Source organism: Nocardia abscessus, assembly GCF_015477775.1.
GTDB lineage: Bacteria > Actinomycetota > Actinomycetes > Mycobacteriales > Mycobacteriaceae > Nocardia > Nocardia abscessus_A.
Map to the genome: position 1 here is coordinate 1 of NZ_JADLQO010000019.1, position 20,410 is coordinate 20,410.

Genomic DNA, 20,410 nt, shown 5'->3' on the forward strand with positions numbered 1-20,410 from the left:
GGGCCAGCCGGTGCAGACCCTGCTGTACCGCGGTCGCAACCATTCGGTCCTCGTCGTGGCTGTAGGAAATGAACGCGTTGTATTCGTGTTGTCTGCTCCGCGGATCGGCCACCGCACCAGCATGGCGGACCCAATCCGTGCCGGTGCCGGAGACTGCGGAAAGTGCCTGCAAGGGCTCCGCTAGTGCAGGTGGCCGCGCGCGACATGCGCGCCTGGACTCGCGCGTTACGACCGAGCATGCACTCCGCGCGATGACTGTCTCGAGCTCGGTTGGGTGGTCGTGCGCAACCGATTTCACCGCGCCGCAGTCCGAGTTCGGGGAGGTAGACAGTGACGAGCTGTCCGCGACCGCTCACGGTGCCGGTGTATTCGAGGTCGGCCAGGTCCACCCCCAGGGTTTGCAGGGCATCCACCAACAGCTCTGCTGCGGTGTCGGCGTGCTCATCAGAGATCGTGTTGCCGAGGTGCCGCTGCCATAGACCGCTTCCTGGTGTCCAGCCGAGCTCGATGAGCCAGCTCGGGTCGGGCAGATCCGGATGGTGGACGAATGCATCGGTGGTGAGATCCCCTCCTACATTCCACACGCTGACGAAGTGCTTCTCATCGACCGCCGACTCCAGATGGAAGATGAACTGCCCGGGAAGTTTCGGTGTGTCGTGGCACAGAGCTCGCAGCGCGGCACTCAGCCGGTGGCGCAGGTCATCCCAGTCGGTGACGACGACACGGGGTTCGTGAGCGAGTAGTTCCGACGATTCGGCGGCTATCCATACCGTGTACGGCTCGTTTGTCGGCAAGCGCGGTGCACCGCCACTCGACCGCCACATCGCTTCCGTCCAGCCCTACGGCCATGCTGGTCTCAGGTCGCTGCCACAGCATCCAGGGACCAGGCCCACCTCAGCGGGTCGGTCGCGCACCGCAGACGCCCTCCACGATGCCCCACGCTTCGCGCAGGAATTCCACTTCGTCGTCGTAGGCGATGCCGTGGGAGACATTCACCGACAGCGCGACGATCTGTCCCGGATCAGATTTCGCGGCAACTACCGTCGCGACACCGGCTCTGGGCGCTTCGGGATACCAGCCCAGTTCCCAACCGACGACCTGCTCGGTGGGCCGCGCCGGTTCAACCGGCCGAGCCGGAACCACCGGTCGCAGCTTCCATCCCAGCCTCGACAACGCGGACTCGACCTCAGGAATGCTCCATCCGCCCATTCGCAGACCGGCGAGCTGTTCCACCAGATCCCGGAACCGTCGCTGCGCCGACCAGTACCGGTACTCGTCCCCCTTCACACACGCAGGGTATCGGTCTCTGCGCACCCAGCAGCGCCGCGATCGCTTCTCCTCGCGCGGCGTCAAATGCTGAATCGGTTATTCGGGATGCTGGGGCAGACACCGCGTGTGACTCGCTCGCGACCGTGCGGTTCCGCAGCCGCGCGTGACGGGCGCGACCGGGCGCACGCGGTGCGGCGGAGCGTGCACGTCGTGCGCGGTGGACTGGAATTGACGGGCGGCTGGCGCGCGGTCGCGCGCAAGTGGTGCGCGTGCCGCCGCAGCCAAGCCGTGCGCGAGAAGAGAGCAGGCGGTGTCGTGCGCACAATGCCGATATTCAGCGGGACGCAGCATGAGCTGGCGCTTCTGTCGCTGGCATGTGGGAAGTGGGTGGTCGAGTGGCACCGCGCGCGGTGCGCACGCTCCTCGCGCGCACTGTGCGCGGGCGAGTGATCAGGGTGGGACCGGCTGGCTGGCCGACACGTCGACCCCGGCGCCGCCCGTTGCTAGCGCGGTGAGATGGTCGAAGCCGTGAGCGAGGATCTCCGCATCGAGGTGGTGCACGACGTATCCGAGAACGAGCTGCCGCTGCGTGTGCTACTGGAACAGCTGGATCGTCGGCATCACCTGCGTGACAGCTCGTTTTTGCGATCAGCACACCATGTCGGTGCGCGGATGCTGGCTGTTGTGGCCGTGCGCCGAGGAAAGCTGGTCGGCTGGCTGGCGGGAAATCCGTCCACTGGGCATATCGCTCTGGTGGGAGTTCTCGAAACCCGGCAGGGGGTCGGTTCCGCACTGGTGGGCGATTTCGCCGTGCGCGCACGCCGCGCGGGCGCCCCCGAGCTGACCGTCACGGTTGACACCGAGCCTGCCGGCCGCTGGGACCGGCGGCGTTTTTTCATCAGTCACGGCTTCAGTCCCGTCAATCACAGCGCTCTGCACTTCGCGCGGCCTGTCGACAACACACCGTTCCGCTGACGTCTGCCGCGCCGACGCCGGCGCCCGAAGCCGTCGCTTGCTGACACTTCTTACTACGGAACCGCAGCAGGTTCGGTCACCGCGACTGGCCTTGGATGTCCAGCAGAATAGCGGCGGCGACGAGGATGCCGCTGATGACAATCGGGATGGATATCTGAGTTCTGTTCAGAATTTTCACTAGTGCCGATGCCACGACCGCCTCAGTGAGATCAACAGCAACCAACAGTGGCAGGTTGGAGATGACGAGCCGCGCGCCGGTACAGCACGAAACCGGGCCCCAGTAACGCTGCACCCGCCAGTTCGGCGAGCATCCGAGTTCCGTTCCAGGTCGTCGCCAGCAGGAGCGGCGTGGTGAGGAGTCCGGTGACGGCGTGACTTTTCGCGGGTCTGGTCTCCCCCCCGGGGGGTCGCGCTTGTGGTGGCCCAGAGGTGAAGGACGCTTCGTCTTCTCGGGGGTGGTGGCGGTGCGGTATGAGCGGTAGAGCGGGTGCGGGTTTAGACTGCTCGCTCAACGGCTGGCGCGTGAGGGGTTGTGCGGTGGCGGTTACTGCACCCTCCCAATACCGACCCTTCACCAGTCAGTAGGTCCGGCGGAGCCGAACGGCCGAGCTGGTCGAGTCGCGAAGGTGCGCCCGGACCGTCACGAGGTGCCAAATTGCACAGTTCGGACGGTCCAGGCGGTATTCGGTGGGTTCTATTCCTGCCAGTTGTACGGAGCGTCGGCACGACCGGACGACGCATCGCGTCTGAATCCCATTTCGATCCCACCGTTCCGGCGGCCGGAGCGGGTATAGATGTCGACCCCACACGCCTCGGCGAATTCATAGGGATCGAAGTTGGGATCGTCGTGCCACAGCGCCTGCCCGACCACCCACATGACATTCATGCCTACCTTGTCGGTTTCGGGTCGCTCAAGCTGTCGGGTATTCGCCGACCTCACCCGGTCTGGTGGGCGACGACTTCGCCGCTGCCGGGACCGGCTCAGGTGAGGCCGGCGACTTCTTGGGCGATCGCGGCGAGCCGGGTTTGGGCGGCGGAGACCACGCCGTGGCGGTTCTTGTGGGCTTCCTCGTAGGCGACGATCGCCCGGATGTCGGCGGGGTCGGTGAGTTCTTTGACCTCGGCGACGGCTTGGGAGACGTTCAGCTCGTCGTAGTCAGCGACCGGCAGTTCGTGGGGTTCGAGGACGCCGGTGCTGGTGCGGATCGACCGCAGGGCGTCGGCGGCGGTGTCGGCGCCTTCGCGGCGGGTGACCTGCTCGGCGGTCTCCAAGGCGGCGTCGCGGGACGCGGAGAGGGTTTTGACCGCGACATCACCCGCGCGTGCGCCTTGGCGAGCAGCCCGCCCAGCGCGGGCGGGGTGGCGCGCACGGTGTCCAGTGCCCGGTCCAGGCCACGAGTCGACCAGAAGACCGGGAGGTTGAACAGCTTTAGCGCGGTCCCGGTCGCCGCCTGCAAAGGGGTGCGGGCTCAGGAATCCGGCGACAGCAAGTTGAAGCTCGGCTGAAACGCTCGGATCACGTTGGCGAGATTCGCCGGCCACCAAGACGATCAGCATTGTGACCGTGGCGGCGCTGCCGAGCGCCAGTACGCAGTCGAGGACTGCTTTGCCAACACCGATCTCGGCGCCGGGTCTCGCTCGCGGCAACCAACACGATGGCGATGATGAGCAGCAGGAGCTCAACGGCCACGCCCACGCTCATCGGGCGCTTGCCGGCGCGCCGGCCACCGCCCAGTCTGGCCGGGCGGCCTTGCGTTCGATCAGCGTCTCGATCTGCGCGAACGATGTCAGCTGCCGCCGGTGGGCATGCAGTAACCCCACTGCGGTGGTGAGGATCTCGGGGTGGACGGAGTCGCTGGGATCGGCACGAACCGGCCGCGCGCATGACCCTCCGGTCCTGACCCGCACGATGCATACGAGGGGACACGCGCCGGGCGCGAGCGTTCAGGTGAAGGCTGGCGCGGACAGCATGGACAGACAGGGCTCCAAGGGCGAGGCGGGTCAGAGGCCGACGAGTGCTCCTATAGCCCTGCGCAGCGCGGCCGGGTAGGGCACGAACTGTTCGGGGGTTATCGAGGGCGCCCGACTACTTATCGTGATCAGTGGCCGTCAGGCGTTGGATGACCTGCTCTGGCGAGTTCGCCCAGTTGTCTTTGTCCGCGTCGAATCGCCGGTAGAGTTTCGCGGCTGCGTCGACGAAGTCGGCGGGTAGCCCGGCCTCAGAAAGGCTTATGGCGGCCTCCTCGACCTCGGTTATCCAGCGCCAAGCTCTGGCCGCGACTCCAGGGAGCGCGGCTCGGTCGCTGAGGAAGCCGGTTCCGATCCGATTCGCCTCGGCGACGAGCGTATCGGTGATTCCGTGCTGGTCTGCGAGACCATGAGAAATGGCTGCTAACAGCCGAGCCGGGCGTTGGTAAGCGATGAGAGCCATCTTGAGCGCGCTCGCTGCACCAAGCCTGTCGCCAAGTAGATCAACCGGCAAGCCCGCCGTCGTTAACAGGTCACGTACCGCTACGCACGCATTGCGAGCACCAGCAACGAAGATCTTGGCGGACGGGTTGTCATCGCGTGGCGGCGACCCGGAGATGATCGCATCGACCACCGCAGCGCCGTGATCAGTCAAAAGCGCAGCGATGTGCTGCAACTGCTGTGGGCTGATTGCATTCGCCTCGACATAGATTCCCTCGAATCGGTGTTCGGCGACCATCTCTGCGACTTCGATCGCAGCGGCGGACGGGCAGATCGATACGACGATCTCGGCACGCCGAAGTAGTTCCGCACGGTCTTCGACCGAAGTGAGCCTGGCGGCAGTGGCGCGCCTGCGAGTGTCAGTGCTGCGGCCTTCGGGGCACCACAGAACGGTGTGGCCAACTGCCGCGAGTCGGCCACCGAGCGCTGCCCCCATCTTGCCTGGGTGTAGCAGTCCGACGATCATGACGTTGCTCCAGGTGGCAAGGCCTGAGCGCTGCCCACGGGCGAATCCTTGATGCGGTCGCGTAAACCGATCGCCAGAGCCGAAGTCTGGAAGTGGGGCCGCTCCAATGCAGTACTGATCTGGCGAAGTCGTCGACCGACGCTTTCGACACGTCGTTGTCCACCTGTTTCGAGGACCGCTTCGATCTGTTCCGCGGCGCCGTCGAGGTCGCGCTGCAACAGCCGCGCGACCGCCAGGTCGAGGCGTGCTAAGGACATTTCGCCGAGCCGTCTCTGCTCGGGCGGGTCCTCGAGGTAGAGCTGAAGCGATTCGTCAGCGAGGGTTTCTGCTATGGCGTAGTTGCGATCACCGCCGAGCCACAGACGGGCGTTGGCCGCTGAGTACGCCTGCTTACCTATAGGGAATGCCATCATGCCGCCGGGCTGATCCTCGCCTTGTACGTGCTCCCGGGCCCAGTCGGCTCGAGTCAACGCCTCCTCTGTTCCACTGGCATCCCGCATGCGGGCGCGAGCACGGGCCTCGACGGAAGCGAGGCGTACTCGAGCCGTGCCGACTTCGGGGGCGAATTGCCATCCTTGTTCGGCGAATTCGACCGCATCGGTGAACCGATCATCCCAGTAGGCGATCAGTGCCTGAAGACCGCGCACCCAGCCACGTAGGCCATTGTGCTGAGCGAGTTCCCCGCAGAGAAATGCTGTGCGGGCCTGCGTCTGTGCGGCGTCGATGCTGCCGAGGTCGAAGGAGGCATTCGCCAAGACCGCGCAGACTGTACCGGCGACGAGGTAGAGATCCCGAGTCAGTTTGGGCGGCTGCCGTCCTTCGAGCTTCCTGAAGACGCGGTCGCGAAGCGAACGCAGCTCGACGAACGCGGGGTAGACGGGCCTGTTCGGGTAGACGTTGACGATGCGCTGGAGGTCAGCGTGGAACTGCTCCAGCGTGTGCGGCCCTACGTTGGATTGCTCGGCAAACTCGCCGAACGTGGCGGATTCGGCTGCCGCCATTGTGGTCATCTCCTCGATGTCTTCCCGGATGCCCGGTGCAGGACGCCATGGGGCTACCAGTTCCTGGGGCGGCACCTGTACCGGTGTCGACGGTGTCCAGTCTGCCAGCGGGGGACCGAACATGTCCTCTGCGGTCACCCCATACTCCTTGAACATCTGCTCAAGGACTCGGCAAGAGATCGGGGTGGGAAGCCCGATCTCTCCCTTGATCCACCGGCGGGCGGTTGACCAGGACACAGCGGCCTTCGGCGCATGCGTCTGCTCAGCGATCTCAGCAGACGTCCGCTGGAAATGGAGCACAAACTCACTCGTGGTGAGCCGCTTCGCTTTCACCAACTGTTCGAGGCGCGTGCGATCTGCCTGGCCGGCCACGCGATCTCCTTCTCCGATGACTGTGGGTACGTCGACAAGCTGAGACTACGGACCCGACGACACTCCCAGACCTGTCTGCTGACCAGATGCGCACCGAATGCTGACCACATGCTGACCGCATGCACGCCCTCTCTGGACGACGATCTGAGGTCATCAATCACTGGCCAAATCCGCAGTCAGGAGGGGCATGATGACCCGAACAGCAGGAGGTGGTGTTCTCTGGTGGGACAAGCCTGAGTATCGGATCCGTTGTGCAGCTACTACGGTACGGCGACTCTGCCCTGCAGCGGGTAGCAGTCGCCGCAATGCTGATGCTGGGTTTGCACCGCTCGAGTGCCCACGGTCGTGACCCGGTGGATAGCCACATCACAGTCGAGTTCAGCATCAACGGTCTGCCGGTGATTCTGCACTACCGCGCGGAGAGGAGCGCAGCGGACGTTTTCGCCGCTAAGATGCGGCGACAAAATCCATCTCGGAGTGTCACAGTCGATGACTCCACGACAGAAGAGATGGCTCGTCTTCCTTGCCAACGGCTCTTCCTACCGTGACCCCTCTGGCTCGCGAATGGCGCTACAGAGAGCCGCCGTACCGACTGAGCCGCCCAACGCCTTCCATCACCATCGCCGCATTGCCTCGACGCGCGCCTGCCCATTGAATTTCTGTGAGGATCCATGACTTTAGCCAATTCATCGACCGAAGCCGCCGAGACGTTGTGTGCGCGATACCGCTCAGAGAACGGTTTGGACGGTGCGGAAGTGAATCACCTTTCGCGCATCGTCGTACCTGCAGGAAGGATCGATAGCATTCAAATGCCCCGTCGGTTGGGCGATATAGTGCGCAATGAATTGGAGCAGCGCAAGATTCGGACGCCGATCATCTTGAACAAGACCACCGGCTACCTGATGTTCATCACCAACGCTGCGCCAGCTGATGACTCACGGCCGGTGCACATGCTGAGGATGGGGGGCGATGCTGAGACTGGCGTGCCGGTGTCGCTGCGCCGGGACGCTGGGCTATACCGGAATGCTGCGATCCGCACCGTACGCGGGGTCATGGTCCCGCTGCCGGGTCCGAACGATGAAATCCGCAGCTGGCTGGAAGAACCTGTTGGTCGCAGGCGGGCCGACTTCGACACCGTGGCGGAGATCACGGTGTCTGCCGGTGACAAGTTGGCGGGGCTGCGACATGGGTGAACACGAGCCCATGACGGCCCAGCTACGCACCCCGCTCATCGTTGCCAGCGACCAAGGCGGTGATCCAGATGATGCACTCGCGCTTGCTCTGCTGGCGATGATCGAACCGCGGCTCAAACTGGTGATCACTGCTGACGAGCTCCCCGATTTGCGCCGCGCGAAATTCACTCGACACCTGCTGACCCTTCTCGGCCGCGACGACGTTCGAGTAGTGGCGGGCCGCGTGCTAGGCGAGAGCAAATACTGGGCCGCCGACCATCTGTATCCGGCGGATATCACCGTCGACAACGTCGATGTGTATGAGGCCGTCGCCGAGGTCTGCGGCCGAGTGAGCACGTCGGTGCGCTATCTGGGGTTGGGACCGCTGACCGATCTCGCCTACATCTTGGAGGTGGATTCACGCCAGTCCAACCCTTTGAGGTTGGAAGAGCGGTTGTGTATCTGGCAGATGGGCGGTGCCCTGAATTATCGGCGCCCGGAGCGTGCTGAGCACAATTTCCGGCTTGACCCGCAGGCAGTGCACGCGGTCACCACACGGGCGAAACACCTTTCGCTGGTGATGTCGGATCACACGTTCGTGCCGGATATCGCGGTCGATACTGGCAGCCCGATCTATCAGTTGCTGGCCGCATCCACGCGGCCGTGGGCGCAGTTGCTTCGACAGCACCTGGATCAGTGGTTCTTGGGCTTCCATTCGTCCAGCAAGATGCATGACCCGCTGACGATGACGGCCGCGATCGGACTGCGGTTTGTCAGTTTCGAGTGGGCCGAGTTCCACCTGGCGCCTGATGCTCGCATGTCCGCGGGTACCGATTGTGGTGCGCTGCTGTCCGCCGGGGCTGACTATGGCGCGTTCGTGGAGTGGGTGTTGGCCACCTTGCGCATCGGAAAACCGGCACGACCAGTCACTCCGGGTCAAGCGGTGGATGAGTGCGCAACGTTGAAGGCGGGTTTCTCTGGATTCAGCGAGCCGGGGCGCGAATGACGATCAGGCCTTTGGTGCTCATCCCGGCTGCGGCCGCACGAGTAACCAATTCATGGTGGAGGGGAGGGCTCCGGTGAATGGGAATTACTTGGACCGCCGCACATATCCGCATATGGATGCCAACCTTTGGAACTGCTGCGACGACCCGGGCGAGTTGACTCCCCAGCGAGCCGAGGACGCCCGAAAACTGCATGGGCAGTGCAGTTCCCACTGTCGGGTACGCCCGCGGGTCGAGCAGAGTTCCAGCTCCGGCGACAGCGGCCCGCGGCAAGAAGGGGCTACCTGATGGGCGGTACTGGGAGGAAGTCCGTGCCCGCGTTGAGCAAGCATTTCGATCCGCTCAAGGCGCACAGTGGTCGCATCCACGATTACCTGCTCGGCGGCAAGGATCAGTACGCGGTCGACAGGGAAGCGGGCGAACGAATCGTGGGCAGTGCGGGCGAATATCAGGTGGCCGCTCGCGCCGCCCGCGCGTTTCTCATTCGGGCGGTTCGTCACCTTGCTGCCGAGCGGGAGGTTGAGCAGTTCGTGGAACTGGGGTCTGGCTATCCCTGTCCACCGAATGTGCATGAGGCCGCCCAAGCGTGCGCTCCGGCGGCGCGCACGCTTTACGTCGACAACGACCCAATTGTCGCGGCGCACGGGCGCGCGCTGCTGGCCGACACCCGGACGAGCAGTGGGCAGACCCGATTCGTGCACGCTGATGTGATCGACACCGCCACAGTCGCAGGCGAAATGGGCGGCTTTCTGAATCTCGGCGAGCCCATCGCGATCAGTTTGGGGGCCGTCCTGGAGTTCGTTGAAGACCCCCATGGGGTTGTTCAGGAGCTGGTCGGTACGTTGCCAGCCGGGTCGTACGTCGTTATCAGCCATATCACTGGCGATTTCGATACGGAGATCGTTGAACGTGCTGCCGCCGTCTACGCCAGCTGTGACATCGCGTTCTGGCCGCGCACCCGTGACGAGGTCATCCGAATTCTGGCCGGCTGTGAACTCATCGAGCCTGGTTTGGTCGCGCCGCATCGGTGGCGACCTGATGACGAGCTCGAGCAGTGCCGCGCACAACAACTCGGGTCGGCGCCAGCACCCAGCACCGATATCTGCTGCTACGCAGCAGTTGGGAGGGTGCCATGACCCGGACCGAGAATCCTGCGGCTGCGCCGTGTCGAGGGCGCGCTGTAGTGGCTGGCCCTGGCTCCCATCACCCGACCGTGGAAGCGCCCCGGTCGGCGAGACCGCGACATGGCGCGCAGCCGGTTGATCGCCCGGGTCCGGTCACACGACAGGTCGGTGCGGTGCGCGGTGAGGATGCGCAGCTCGACCGCGATCTCGTCACCCGCGCGCAGCGGTTGCAGATCACGCCGCATGCGCGCCTGGTCGGCGATGATCGCGGCATCCTTAGCATCGGATTTTCCGCTGCAGCGATAGCCGGCCGCAGCGTGATGCACGACCCGGCCAGGGATGTAGAGCAGCTGCTGCTCGCGTGCGAGCAGCAGGGTGATCAGCAAGGCCGCGCCGCCGTGGTTCAGATCGATTGCCCAGATCAGCTCACCGCCGTCGGCCAGCGCCACGACCTGGTTGATCAGCCCGGTCAACTCGGTCTCGTCGTTGCCGATCCGCCGCGACAGCCGCCGTTTGCCGTCGGTATCGATCACCACGCAGTGATGCGCAGTCTTGCCAGCATCGACGCCCGCCCAAAGCTGGTGGGGCACAAGCACCTCCATCACGTTCACACCGGATACCCAAGGGTCCGACGACCACGCTGTCGTGTCCTTACACAGCGATCGGATCGCGTCTCTCAATCAGCAGTCGGGCCGTCGTGGAACGGCGGGCGGCCAATCTCCTGCGGCCATGAACCTCAGCAAACACATGAAAGCCATACCCGCCGTTCCCGGGTGATTCAACCCGCCGGCTGCGGGCCCAACCACCACCAGAAGAAGGTAAGGAAGCACATGGCACGTCATCTGACTCGGTCCGCGCGCCGTGTTCTGGAGGCTTTGGCGGCCGCCGAGGGCGCTCGAACGGTCGCCGAGCTGACAGGCCGCAGCCGCCCACACCGACCGATTCGATTGAGGTTGGAGGAGTTGAGGCGCCGCAGGTTGGTGCGGTGGGTGTCCGCGTGGGAACTCACCCCCGCAGGGCGTACTCACCTCGCGGCTTTGGTCGACCGCTCCCGCACACGGTGGATGGACGGACTGCCACGCCCGTACCCGCTGCCGTCATCGACCGAGCTGCTGTCGGCGATGGCCGACGGCCAGGTGCCCGAGCGCCACCCGTATGTGACGATCCTGCGCGCAGCGTTTCGGCTGGGTCGATTCGACAAGTGGTGCAACCTCGACAGCGTGACCGCCGCCGATGGCGATTCCGGGTCGGAGGTGGTCGGCCACATGGGCCATCAGCTGCGAGGGCTATCTCGAAGCAGTGCGGGAACCGCTGGTCACCTCGGTCGAGGCCGCAGCTCCATACGTCGAGGGGATAGGCGAGCTGGTCGCGGCCATTGCGGACGCGTGGCGTCGCGCCGGCTACGGAGAGCCGACCCTTGCACGACAGGACACCGTCTACCAGGCATGTCGTGCCTACGACAGCCGAGCCCGGCCGGACTATTCGACCCTTACCTGCCCGCTAGGGGTGGTGTGGTGATGAACTTCGCGCCCTCCGGGGCTTGTTTCTTCGGCTGAAGTTTCTTGGCGGTTCGAGGCCGCCCCCGGTCCCGATCGTTGCTTGTAATCCGGCTGCTCCCCGACCTTTCGGGAGTACGTCCGATCCGATGCACCTGGCATCGCTGCGCTACATGCGCGTGAAAAGTCAAGTGATACAACAGAGTTAAGGAAACAGCGTGTTGACGATGTGTACGCGATATGCGGACGCTGGAATTCTCGGCGACCCACACGATGCGAAGGGGGGCCGACGTGTCGATGTCTGCGCATACGCCTGACGCAGCGGTTCGCGAAGCGCGGGTCATGTGGTGCTCGTATTTCGATTCGTCGGTGGCTGATCTGCAAGAGATCGGCGCTCACCATGAGTGGTTGTCCACCGGCATCACGCCGAGTGATCACGAATTCGTCCTGAGTACGGGCCAACGGGTGGAGTTCATCTCGCTCGAAGCGTTCCGTGCTGGGGGCCGTGATCCGCGGATGCCAGAGACCGCCGGCCGGATCACCGGTGAAAGCGCCGTGCGGCAGAGGCTGGCCGAAATCGCTGCCGGACTGCGCTCTCGAATCGTGGGTGAGGGATTCGTACTGCGCCAGGTCGACTCGGCCTGCCAGCGGCTTCCTGCACGCCATTCGTGCAAGCCGGTCGTCGAGGATTCCGTGACGCTGGCGCGGCGGTTGCACCAAGAGCTTGGCTTCGCTGCGGCGCTCGATTATCCGGCGGCTGCCCTCACTGCCTTGGCCGAGCGCTCGGAGCCAGCGGGACGGACTCTGCTGGTGGTCGGAGGCGGCATGCTCGGCCGAGCTGTTGCCGAACAAGCAGGAACGGCGGGATACGCACAGGCACTGATGGTCACCCGCACGCCCAGCAGAGCGCGCAAGAGGCTTGAGCGCGCCACGTGCCCGGTATCGCTCTCAGGGGTCGACGGCGCGCGAGAAAGGTTGGGAACAGGTGCATGGGATGCGGTGATCGCTACGTCCGCGGTCGAGGGCGGCTACCGGGCTCGGATCAAGACGTTGAGTGACGCACCCGACTGTGTCGGCGCGGTGGATCTATCCGGGGTCCCGCTGCGCAGCCAATTCACTGACCGGTATCAGCACATGTACGGGCCGCGCTTCACCGCGCTGGTCCACAGCCAAAACCGCTACGTCGCGCGGCGTGCCGACCTCGTGCGCCGCAGGATCGCCGAATCGGTCGGGGAGCAGCGATGACTGTAGCTTCGGAGCACAGCAGCGGAACTGCGTCCAACGTCGAGGTGGATCGCATCGCGGCGTTGACTACGGCCCTCGGGTACGTGGATGTGGAGAGAGTCAGGTCGTGGGGGCGGATCCTTGCCGACCGGTTGCAGCAGGGTGGGCGGGTCCTGGTCGTCGGCAACGGCGGCTCGGCGGCGCAGGCGCAGCACTTGGTCGCCGAGCTGGTTGGCCGGTTCGAGTCCGAGCGGGCGCCGTGGGCGGCGATGGCGTTGACCACCGATTCCGCGGTCGTGACTGCGGTCGCCAACGATTACGGGTTCGATGAGGTGTACGCGCGACAGGTGCGCGCGCACGGCCGCGAAGGTGACGTGTTGGTGGCGTTCTCCACGTCCGGGTGCAGTGCCAATGTGGTCGCGGCGGCCGTGGAGGCGAACGGTCTGGGAATGCTGACTCTTGCGGTGACCGGCCCGTTCGGCAGCCCGCTGGCGAGAGCGTGTGACGAAGTGGTGTCCGTCGAGTGGCCTGCGACTTCGACGATTCAAGAATGCCACCTGCTGATCACTCATGAACTGTGCGGCGCCATTGATGCCGCCTTGACATCGGGAACGCAGCAACCGGTGCCGATCGAGCCGCCGACCTACGGCACTGCACAGCCACGGCGATTCGGGCACCTGGTGGTGGTGGGTGACGTTCTCGCGGACTGCGACTGGAGTGGTGAGGTCACGCGAGTGTCGCCAGAGGCTCCGGTGCCTGTGCTGAGCGGGCTGGCGAGACAGTGGCGCCCCGGCGGTGCGGGCCTGGCCGCGATGCTCGCGGCCACCGACGGCTGGTCGGTGACGATGGTGGCGGCTTTCGGCGACGACGAACCGGGGCAGCGGATCAGGGCAGAACTCGCCGCGGCGGGAGTGTCGCTGATCGAGCTCGCCGGCGACGGGCCGACATCGTTGAAACTGCGGATGCGTGCGCGAGGACAAACCCTTCTGATGGTCGATGACTCCGCGCCGGTGACGGCGGTCGGTGAGCCACCGGCGGACGTCGCACGGGCACTCGCTGCGGCTGACGGCGTCCTGGTCGCCGACTACGGCCGCGGGGTCGCCGCGCAACCGCAACTGCGCGCGCTGCTGGCTGCTGTTTCCGGCCGGGTGCCGGTGGTGTGGGATCCGCACCGGCACGGACCGGCACCGATTCCACGCGTGAGCGTCGTCGTGCCGAATCAGGACGAAGCTGCGTGGCTGGCCGATGACGACATCGTGGGAAATGATTTGGACGCCGATGTCCGCCGTGCTCGGAATCTGCGGGCGCGGTGGCGCTGCGACCATGCCGTGGTCACCCGGGGAGCCGACGGCGCTGTCCTGGTCGGCGGCGATACCGAGCCTGCACAGGTGTTCCCGGCACCGCGCCGCGAGCACGGCGATGCGTGCGGCGCGGGCGACAGGTTCGCGGTGACACTGCTCAAGCAGCTGATCGCCGTCCGGATCCCGTCGACGGCAGTGCAGCAGGCGGTCATCGTGGCCGCCGATCAGGTTGCCGGAGCCCCCACTCCGGGCTCGCGCTGTGAGAGCGGTCGCGAGGTGGATGGCGTCGCGGTGGCGCAGCGGGTGCGCGCGACCGGCGGCACGGTGGTGGCGACGGGTGGCTGCTTCGACGTGTTGCATGATGGACACCGCCACCTGTTGCAGGCCGCGCGCGCCATGGGTGACTGCCTGATCGTGTTGCTCAACAGCGACGAGTCGGTGGCTCGTCTCAAGGGCACGACCCGGCCCCTGGTGCCTCAAGCCCAACGGGCGGCGATGTTGTCGGCGTTCGCCTGCGTGGACGCGGTCGTCGTGTTCGACGAGGACACCCCTGCCGAGGTGCTGGAGCGGGTGCGGCCGCATCTGTGGGTCAAGGGCGGCGACTATGGCCACTCCGAACTGCCCGAGACCGTGGTGGTCGAACGCCACGGCGGCCAGGTTGTTCTCGCCCCGTACGTGGATGGGGTGTCGACGAGCGAGTTGATCGCACGCGCCGCCGCGGCGCGGGCGGTGCGATCATGACCCGCACGGTGCTGGTCACCGGCACAGCCGGGTTCATCGGCAGCCACACCGCCGCCGGCTTGCATGCATCAGGGTGGGCGGTGACCGGAGTCGATGTCCGACCTCCGGGCCGCGAGCCCAACCGGTGGGAGGCGATCACCACGGATGCCGCCGACCCGGCGCTGCTGGCGAGGGTCGCTGCAGGCGAGTTCGACGTGGTCGTTCACCAGGCGGCGATCACCGACACCCTCACCCCGGCGGACGAACGGCTGGAATGGGCGAATTCGACAGTGCCGCAGCGGATCGCGCGGGCATGCGCGAGCTCTGGAACGCGGCTGGTGTATGCCTCCTCCGGCGCCGTGTACGGCGTTGTTCGGCCGGGGACTGCCTCGATCGAATCCGACGCCGAAGATCGGGTGCCCTGCTCGGGCCCGTTGAACGCATACGCCCGATCGAAGCTGGCGATGGATCAGGCGATGCGGCGGTGCGCGCGAACGGACGGATTGGACTTCGTCGGGCTGCGTTACACCAATGTTTTCGGCCCAGGGGAAGGCCCAAAAGGGCGGATGGCGTCGATCCTGTGGCAGATCGTCACCACAGCGGCCGCGGGGCGTCCGGTGGCGTTGTTCGAGGACACATTGACTGCCGCGCGCGATTACATCCCGGTGCAGCTGCTGGTGTCGGCGCTGGTACGTCTGCTGGACCACCCGCGAGTGTCGGGCATCTACAACCTCGGCTCCGCAGTTCCGGTCCGCTTCGAGACGCTGCTGGGTTGGTGCACCGAATGGGCCGGTTCGCCGATTCCGATGATTCCGGTGCCCAACCCGGTTCGTGACCGCTACCAGTACTGGACCTGTGCGGATATGCGGCAGCTGCGGTCGGCGCTGCCCGGCCTGCAGCCGGTGACCATGGCGACGATCCGCGCCTATGCCCACGCCCTGTTCGACCGCGCCCGCGCCCAAGCGACGGCACCGGATGAGCTGGTGAAGTTTCTGTGATCGGAGAAAATGCTATGTCTATCAATGCAATCGATGTTCTCGACGGCGAGTCCGCGCTACGTCATCGGATCACGAGGTTGTCGCGGTCGCTTCGGCAAGTCGCACCGGTCGAACACGCACCGTCGCCGCGATTTGTCGACTACGACACCGTCCGCGACGCCGACGGCGCCACCCACACCCGCAAGAAGGCGATCCTCATGTCAGGCGGATGTTCGGTGCCGACCTGCACCATGTGCCCGTTCACCAATTTCAACAACTTCGGTCGCGGTGGCAACGCCGCCAGCTTGCGTGAGCAGGTCGCTTCGCTGCTGGCGCGCACCGGCGACGAGCCGGACTACGACATGCTCGCCCTCTACAACGACGGATCGTTTTTCGCTCGCCGTGAAGTGCCATTGGAGGTGCAGCTCGACGTTGCCCGAGAAGTCGCCGCGACCGGTGTTCGCCGCCTGGTCGTGGAGAGCCTTCCGCAGTTCGTGACCGCTGAAACGCTCCTGCCTTTCCTGGACGCGCTCGGCGACGTTCAGCTCGAGGTCGGCATCGGTCTGCAGTCGGCGGACCGGCTGGTGCGCGAAACCCTGGTCAACACCCGCATCACCGGCACGGCGTTCGAGTCGGCTGTGGCATTGATGCAGCAACACAACGTGATTCCCAAGGTCTATTTGATGATCAAGCCGCCGTTTCTCACCGAGTCGGAGGCGATCACCGACGTCGTCGACTCCACTGCCCACGTCGCCTCGCTGGGCGTGGACGGAGTGACGTTGTGCCCGACGCGGCTGGCGCCGAACACGGTGGCGTGGTGGTTGTACCAGCGCGGCCACTACACCGCGCCGAATCTGTGGACCGTGGTGGACGCGGTGCGCGGAGCTCATACGAAGGCGGCGGTGCGGGTGGCGTGCATCAACATGCGCGGCAGCGACTTCGATTCGATCTACCCGGACTCGTGCCAACGCTGTGCCGATGCGATCGTGGATGGGCTAGTCGCCTACAGCGTCAGCGGCGATCTGGCGGATCTGCCGAGCACCTGTGAGTGCCGCCGCCCAGCTGCGCCGGTCTCTCTGGACCACGAACGGATCATCGCCCGCACCGCGGCCGCGCTGGATGCCTGCGAGGCCGCCGCGTGAAGCCACCACCTCTTGTGTCCACCCCGCTGGCCGCGGCGAATTTGCCCGGGTTCCTTGCGAAACAGCGCCACCGGCTCGGCGAGGTGTTCACCGTCGAGCTCCCGGCGAATCCACCGACGGCGTACTGCATCGGCCCGGGCGCGGTGAGGCAGATGTTCGAGCATGAGCGCGCTGGGCGGTTGGCGGTGCATAACACCGCCGCGGTGCACACGCTGTTTCGGCGCGCGGTGTTCACACTGCGCGGCCGCGAACATGCCCGGGTGCGCGCGTTCCTGTCGGCAGGGCTGCGGCATGACGCGGTGGCCGCGTACCTGCCCGATACGGCCGAGATTGCGCACCGCCACGTCACCCGGTGGGCCCAGATGCCGACGGTGGCGCTGTATCAGGCTGCTCGCGACTACACCATGGAGGTCTGCCTGGCGGTGATCCTCGGCCTGCCCGCCGCCGACCCGGTCGCGCGGCAGGTTGCTGAGTTGTTCGATCGGTTCGTTGCCGGAGCAGAACTCTCACCCGCCCACGAGAGCGGATCCGAAGTATTCTCCGCCGCCGTCGCGGCGGCGGCACAGCTGCGAGAGTTGTTGCAGGCGTGCGCGATGCGCGCGGCCCCGCCTGCACCGCCGTCGGTTGTCGCCGAACTGGGGGCACCGCAGCGAGCACCGGTCGGTGCGGTGGTCGATCACTTGCTGGCGCTGTTGATCGCGGCGCGCGAAACCACCGCGAGCCTGATCACATGGCTGCTGGTGGAGTGCGCGCTCGACGATCAACGGGCGGCCGCGCTCGGCACCGACGCCCGCGACCTCGTCGCCGACCCGGTCCAGGCGGCTCACCGCGGTGCCGCACCGGCGTTGCGGCGTGTGCTGGCCGAGTGCAGCCGCCTGCACACCCCGAACACCGTCGCAACCCGGCGTGCGATGAGCGCTGTGCAGCTGGGCGACTACACCGTCCCGGCCGGGTGGCACGTCGCCTATAGCGCCCCAGCTACCCACCTGTTACCCGAGTTGTTCGCTGAACCGGAAGCTTTTCGCCCGCAGCGGTTCTGTGGGCCCGAGGGCGCGCGCAGCGCCGCGGGGCTGCTGGCGTTCGGGCGGGGAGCGCATGCGTGTGCCGGCCGCGGGCTGGCCGAAGCGGTGACGTTGCTCTTGGCCGCGGTAGTGCTGGCCGGGCACCGGATCGACCTGGTTGCCGGTCACCGACCGCGGATCGCGCGGTTTCAGCCGGTGCGCGCCCCGGCGGGCTCGGTACAGGCCCGCATCGAGGCGGTGCGCCGGTGAACGCTGAGGAAATCGCTGCGCATCTGCTCAAGTTCCAGGCCGCAAGCTCACGACGACTGCACCTGATCGCCAGCGAAAACCAGATGCCCGAACCCGCATGGGCGCCATACATGACCGAAGCCCTCAGCCGATACTGCTTCGGTGGTGCTGGCGAGGAGAACTGGGGTTGGCCAGGTCGCGGCGACCTCGCCGAACTCGAATCAGCGGCCGCGCGGGGTATAGGTGCGCTGCTGGGCGCCCGGTATGTCACTGTGAAGCCGATCTCCGGTCTGTCGGCGATGACTGTGGCACTGTCCGCGCTGGCCGGATCAGCGGGCACGGTGTTCAGTTTGGCCGAATCCGACGGCGGGCACGGTTCCACCGCGTTCGTGGCACGCCGGTTCGGATTGCATTGGCAACCGCTGCCGTTCGACCTGACCAGCTGGTGTGTCGACGTGGCTGCGCTGGCGCGGCAGGCGCGCTGCATCACCGGACCGGTGCTGGTCTACCTGGATTCATTCATGACACTGTTCCCTCACAACATCAAGGCAATCCGCGACGCGGTCGGGGATCCGGTGACGATCCACTACGACGGCTCCCACACGCTGGGGCTGATCGCCGGTGGGGTATTCCAAGACCCGCTTGCCGAGGGGGCCGACAGCGTCGGGGGCAGCGTCCACAAGACCTGGCCCGGCCCGCCCGGGAAAGGGGTCGTTGCGACCAACGATGCGGGGGTGGCGGACCGGATCGACGATCATGCCGCCGGGTGGATATCCCACAGCCACTCAGCCGACACTGCGGCGCTGGCGTTCTCGGTCGCATGGATGACCGACCATGCCCGCGACTACGCCGCCGCGGTCGTCGCCAACGCACGCCGCCTTGCCGCCGCCCTGACCGAGCAAGGATTCACCATCTGCGCGGCCGAACGCGGCTACACCCAATCGCATCAGGTATGGGTCGACATCGACCGTATCTGTGGTGCCGAAACCGCCTCCCGGCTGCTGTATGAGGCCGGGATCGTGGTCAACGCCATCAGTATTCCCTACCTGAGCGCGCCCGGATTGCGGCTGGGTGTGCAAGAACTGACGTTCGCCGGTCTCGACAGTGCGGGCGTCGACGAGCTCGCCGTGCTCATGGCCTGCGCAGTCATCCATCGCGAACCGCCCGAATCGGTCGCCCGCGCGGTCGCAGCCTTGCGCGCCCGCTACGTCACCAGCGAAGACCTACACGCCGCCGAGGAACTCGCGCATCTGATGCCAAGTGTTCGGCAGCCGGAATTGAGGACCCCATGAGCACCGCCGACATCGCACTGGAGGTCGACGGATTCGACTGGAAGCCGGACTGCCGCCATTTCGTCGGTGGGCTGCCGTGCCGTCACTGGCGGCCCTGCCCCGGCTGCGGACTCTACGATCCGGTCACCCACCGGATCCTGATCGTGATGCTCAAACGAATGGGCGACATGCTCATCGCCTCACCGCTCCCGGCGCGGATCAAAGCCGAGCACCCCGGCGCCCATATCACCTGGCTCGTCGGCGCCGAGTCCGCGCCGATCGTGACGATGATCCCGCACGTCGACCGCGTCCTGATCTGGGACACCGACGCCGCCTGCACGCTGCTCGCCGAACACTACGACGCGATCTACTGCTTCGAACGCCATCCCGCCGCCGCCGGGCTCGTCCCACGGATCAGCGCCGATCACCGCGCCGGCCTGGCCTACGGCGACCACAACACCCTCTACCCGATCGGGCAGGCGGCGCGGCACTTCTTCGCCATGAACACCTGGAACGACTTCCGCACCCGTGGGAACACCAAGACCTGGACCGAACTGTATTTCGAGGTCGCCGGATACACCTACACCGGCGAGCCATACCAGCTGGCAGTCCCGGACGATGCGCGCGCCCGGGTCGCGGCGCGGCTGGGCACGGGCGGCGGTTGGGTGTGCTTGAACGTCGGCGGCTCCAAGACCACGAAGCTGTGGCCGGCTCGGTATTGGAGCGAGCTCGGGCAGCGGCTGCTCGATGACGGCAATCGGCTCCTGATCACCGGCGGGCCTGATGACGCGCGCGTCTGCCACCCCCTGCTGCGCCAGTTGGACACCGGTGAGGGCCGGGTGCGCTGCGATGCGATGCCGCTGGAAGAGTTCGCCGCGGTCCCGGAGTTCTGCGACGCGATGGTCACCGGCGACTCTCTCGGCTTCCACCTCGCCCTCGCCTACGACCTGCCAGTGGTGGTATTGCTGGGACCCAGCAACGGCGCGGAGGTCATCCCCAAGCACGCCGACACCGCCACCGCGCTGCGGTCCAGCCTGGCGTGTTCACCGTGCGCGCACCAGGTCACCTGCGGCGGTGCCGGTGGCTGCATGGACACCATCTCCGTCGACGACGTGCACGCCGCGGTGCGCAACTCACTCGCCGCGGCGCCCGTCAGCACGGGCTCGGAGGGCTGAGC

General features: G+C 66.1%; 16 protein-coding genes and 3 pseudogenes. 12 read left to right on the forward strand and 7 right to left on the reverse strand.

The window, feature by feature from the left end; genetic code table 11:
* Window positions 1-894: 894 nt before the first annotated feature.
* Window positions 895-1,287: a hypothetical protein gene (locus IU450_RS33660; protein ID WP_195153759.1), complete on the reverse strand. Its 393-nt coding sequence runs from the start codon at window positions 1,285-1,287 to the stop codon at window positions 895-897.
* A gap of 498 nt (window positions 1,288-1,785) precedes the next feature.
* On the opposite strand from IU450_RS33660, the gene IU450_RS33665 reads away from it, so the two are divergent.
* The gene (locus tag IU450_RS33665) at window positions 1,786-2,244 is read left to right on the forward strand and encodes a GNAT family N-acetyltransferase (RefSeq protein ID WP_195153760.1); all 459 of its coding nucleotides are present in this window, start codon (window positions 1,786-1,788) and stop codon (window positions 2,242-2,244) included.
* Between the two features lie 76 nt (window positions 2,245-2,320).
* Here IU450_RS33665 and IU450_RS33670 read toward each other — a convergent pair whose 3' ends face one another.
* The 5 genes and pseudogenes from IU450_RS33670 to IU450_RS33690 all read right to left on the reverse strand — a co-directional run bounded on the left by IU450_RS33670 (window position 2,321) and on the right by IU450_RS33690 (window position 6,552).
* Window positions 2,321-2,536, reverse strand: a complete 216-nt coding sequence (locus tag IU450_RS33670; protein WP_195153761.1) for a hypothetical protein — start codon at window positions 2,534-2,536, stop codon at window positions 2,321-2,323.
* Window positions 2,537-2,938: 402 nt separating this feature from the next.
* Entirely contained in the window at window positions 2,939-3,121 is a 183-nt protein-coding gene (locus IU450_RS33675; RefSeq protein WP_195153762.1) for a hypothetical protein, read from the reverse strand.
* Window positions 3,122-3,225: 104 nt separating this feature from the next.
* Window positions 3,226-3,710, reverse strand: a pseudogene (locus IU450_RS40705) (ferritin-like domain-containing protein); the annotation flags it as partial.
* A gap of 620 nt (window positions 3,711-4,330) precedes the next feature.
* A complete protein-coding gene (locus IU450_RS33685) occupies window positions 4,331-5,179 on the reverse strand; it encodes a DUF1932 domain-containing protein (RefSeq protein ID WP_195153763.1) in 849 nt (282 codons plus the stop codon).
* Entirely contained in the window at window positions 5,176-6,552 is a 1,377-nt protein-coding gene (locus tag IU450_RS33690; protein ID WP_195153764.1) for a hypothetical protein, read from the reverse strand. Before IU450_RS33690 ends, IU450_RS33685 begins: the two co-directional genes overlap by 4 nt.
* A gap of 671 nt (window positions 6,553-7,223) precedes the next feature.
* Between IU450_RS33690 and IU450_RS33695 the strand changes: the two genes are divergently transcribed.
* The 3 genes from IU450_RS33695 (at window position 7,224) to IU450_RS33705 (ending at window position 9,864) form a co-directional block, all read left to right on the forward strand.
* A complete protein-coding gene (locus IU450_RS33695; protein ID WP_195153765.1) occupies window positions 7,224-7,745 on the forward strand; it encodes a hypothetical protein in 522 nt (173 codons plus the stop codon).
* The gene (locus IU450_RS33700; protein ID WP_195153766.1) at window positions 7,738-8,730 is read left to right on the forward strand and encodes a nucleoside hydrolase; all 993 of its coding nucleotides are present in this window, start codon (window positions 7,738-7,740) and stop codon (window positions 8,728-8,730) included. Before IU450_RS33695 ends, IU450_RS33700 begins: the two co-directional genes overlap by 8 nt.
* A 309-nt stretch (window positions 8,731-9,039) precedes the next feature.
* Window positions 9,040-9,864 carry an SAM-dependent methyltransferase gene (locus IU450_RS33705; protein ID WP_195153767.1) on the forward strand — a complete coding sequence of 275 codons (825 nt, stop codon included), beginning with the start codon at window positions 9,040-9,042 and terminating at the stop codon, window positions 9,862-9,864.
* A 113-nt stretch (window positions 9,865-9,977) separates the two neighbouring features.
* On the opposite strand, the pseudogene IU450_RS33710 reads toward IU450_RS33705, so the two are convergent.
* A pseudogene (locus IU450_RS33710) lies at window positions 9,978-10,442 on the reverse strand (IS110 family transposase); the annotation flags it as partial.
* A gap of 1,146 nt (window positions 10,443-11,588) precedes the next feature.
* Here IU450_RS33710 and IU450_RS33715 point away from each other — a divergent pair.
* The 8 genes and pseudogenes from IU450_RS33715 to IU450_RS33745 all read left to right on the forward strand — a co-directional run bounded on the left by IU450_RS33715 (window position 11,589) and on the right by IU450_RS33745 (window position 20,408).
* The gene (locus IU450_RS33715; protein WP_195153768.1) at window positions 11,589-12,593 is read left to right on the forward strand and encodes a hypothetical protein; all 1,005 of its coding nucleotides are present in this window, start codon (window positions 11,589-11,591) and stop codon (window positions 12,591-12,593) included.
* Window positions 12,590-13,165: pseudogene (locus IU450_RS41435) on the forward strand (D-sedoheptulose-7-phosphate isomerase); the annotation flags it as partial. The gene IU450_RS33715 and the pseudogene IU450_RS41435, both read left to right, overlap by 4 nt.
* Window positions 13,148-14,614 carry a PfkB family carbohydrate kinase gene (locus IU450_RS33720; RefSeq protein WP_416382933.1) on the forward strand — a complete coding sequence of 489 codons (1,467 nt, stop codon included), beginning with the start codon at window positions 13,148-13,150 and terminating at the stop codon, window positions 14,612-14,614. The pseudogene IU450_RS41435 and the gene IU450_RS33720, both read left to right, overlap by 18 nt.
* On the forward strand, window positions 14,611-15,591 hold the full coding sequence (locus tag IU450_RS33725; RefSeq protein WP_195153770.1) for an NAD-dependent epimerase/dehydratase family protein: 981 nt from the start codon (window positions 14,611-14,613) through the stop codon (window positions 15,589-15,591). The genes IU450_RS33720 and IU450_RS33725 overlap by 4 nt, the downstream gene beginning before the upstream one ends.
* Before the next feature lie 14 nt (window positions 15,592-15,605).
* Complete coding sequence (locus IU450_RS33730; RefSeq protein ID WP_195153771.1) at window positions 15,606-16,712, forward strand: hypothetical protein; 1,107 nt, start codon at window positions 15,606-15,608, stop codon at window positions 16,710-16,712.
* Complete coding sequence (locus IU450_RS41080; protein ID WP_195153772.1) at window positions 16,709-17,983, forward strand: cytochrome P450; 1,275 nt, start codon at window positions 16,709-16,711, stop codon at window positions 17,981-17,983. The genes IU450_RS33730 and IU450_RS41080 overlap by 4 nt, the downstream gene beginning before the upstream one ends.
* The gene (locus IU450_RS33740) at window positions 17,980-19,254 is read left to right on the forward strand and encodes an aminotransferase class I/II-fold pyridoxal phosphate-dependent enzyme (RefSeq protein WP_195153773.1); all 1,275 of its coding nucleotides are present in this window, start codon (window positions 17,980-17,982) and stop codon (window positions 19,252-19,254) included. Before IU450_RS41080 ends, IU450_RS33740 begins: the two co-directional genes overlap by 4 nt.
* On the forward strand, window positions 19,251-20,408 hold the full coding sequence (locus IU450_RS33745; protein ID WP_195153774.1) for a glycosyltransferase family 9 protein: 1,158 nt from the start codon (window positions 19,251-19,253) through the stop codon (window positions 20,406-20,408). The genes IU450_RS33740 and IU450_RS33745 overlap by 4 nt, the downstream gene beginning before the upstream one ends.
* Window positions 20,409-20,410: the final 2 nt, after the last annotated feature.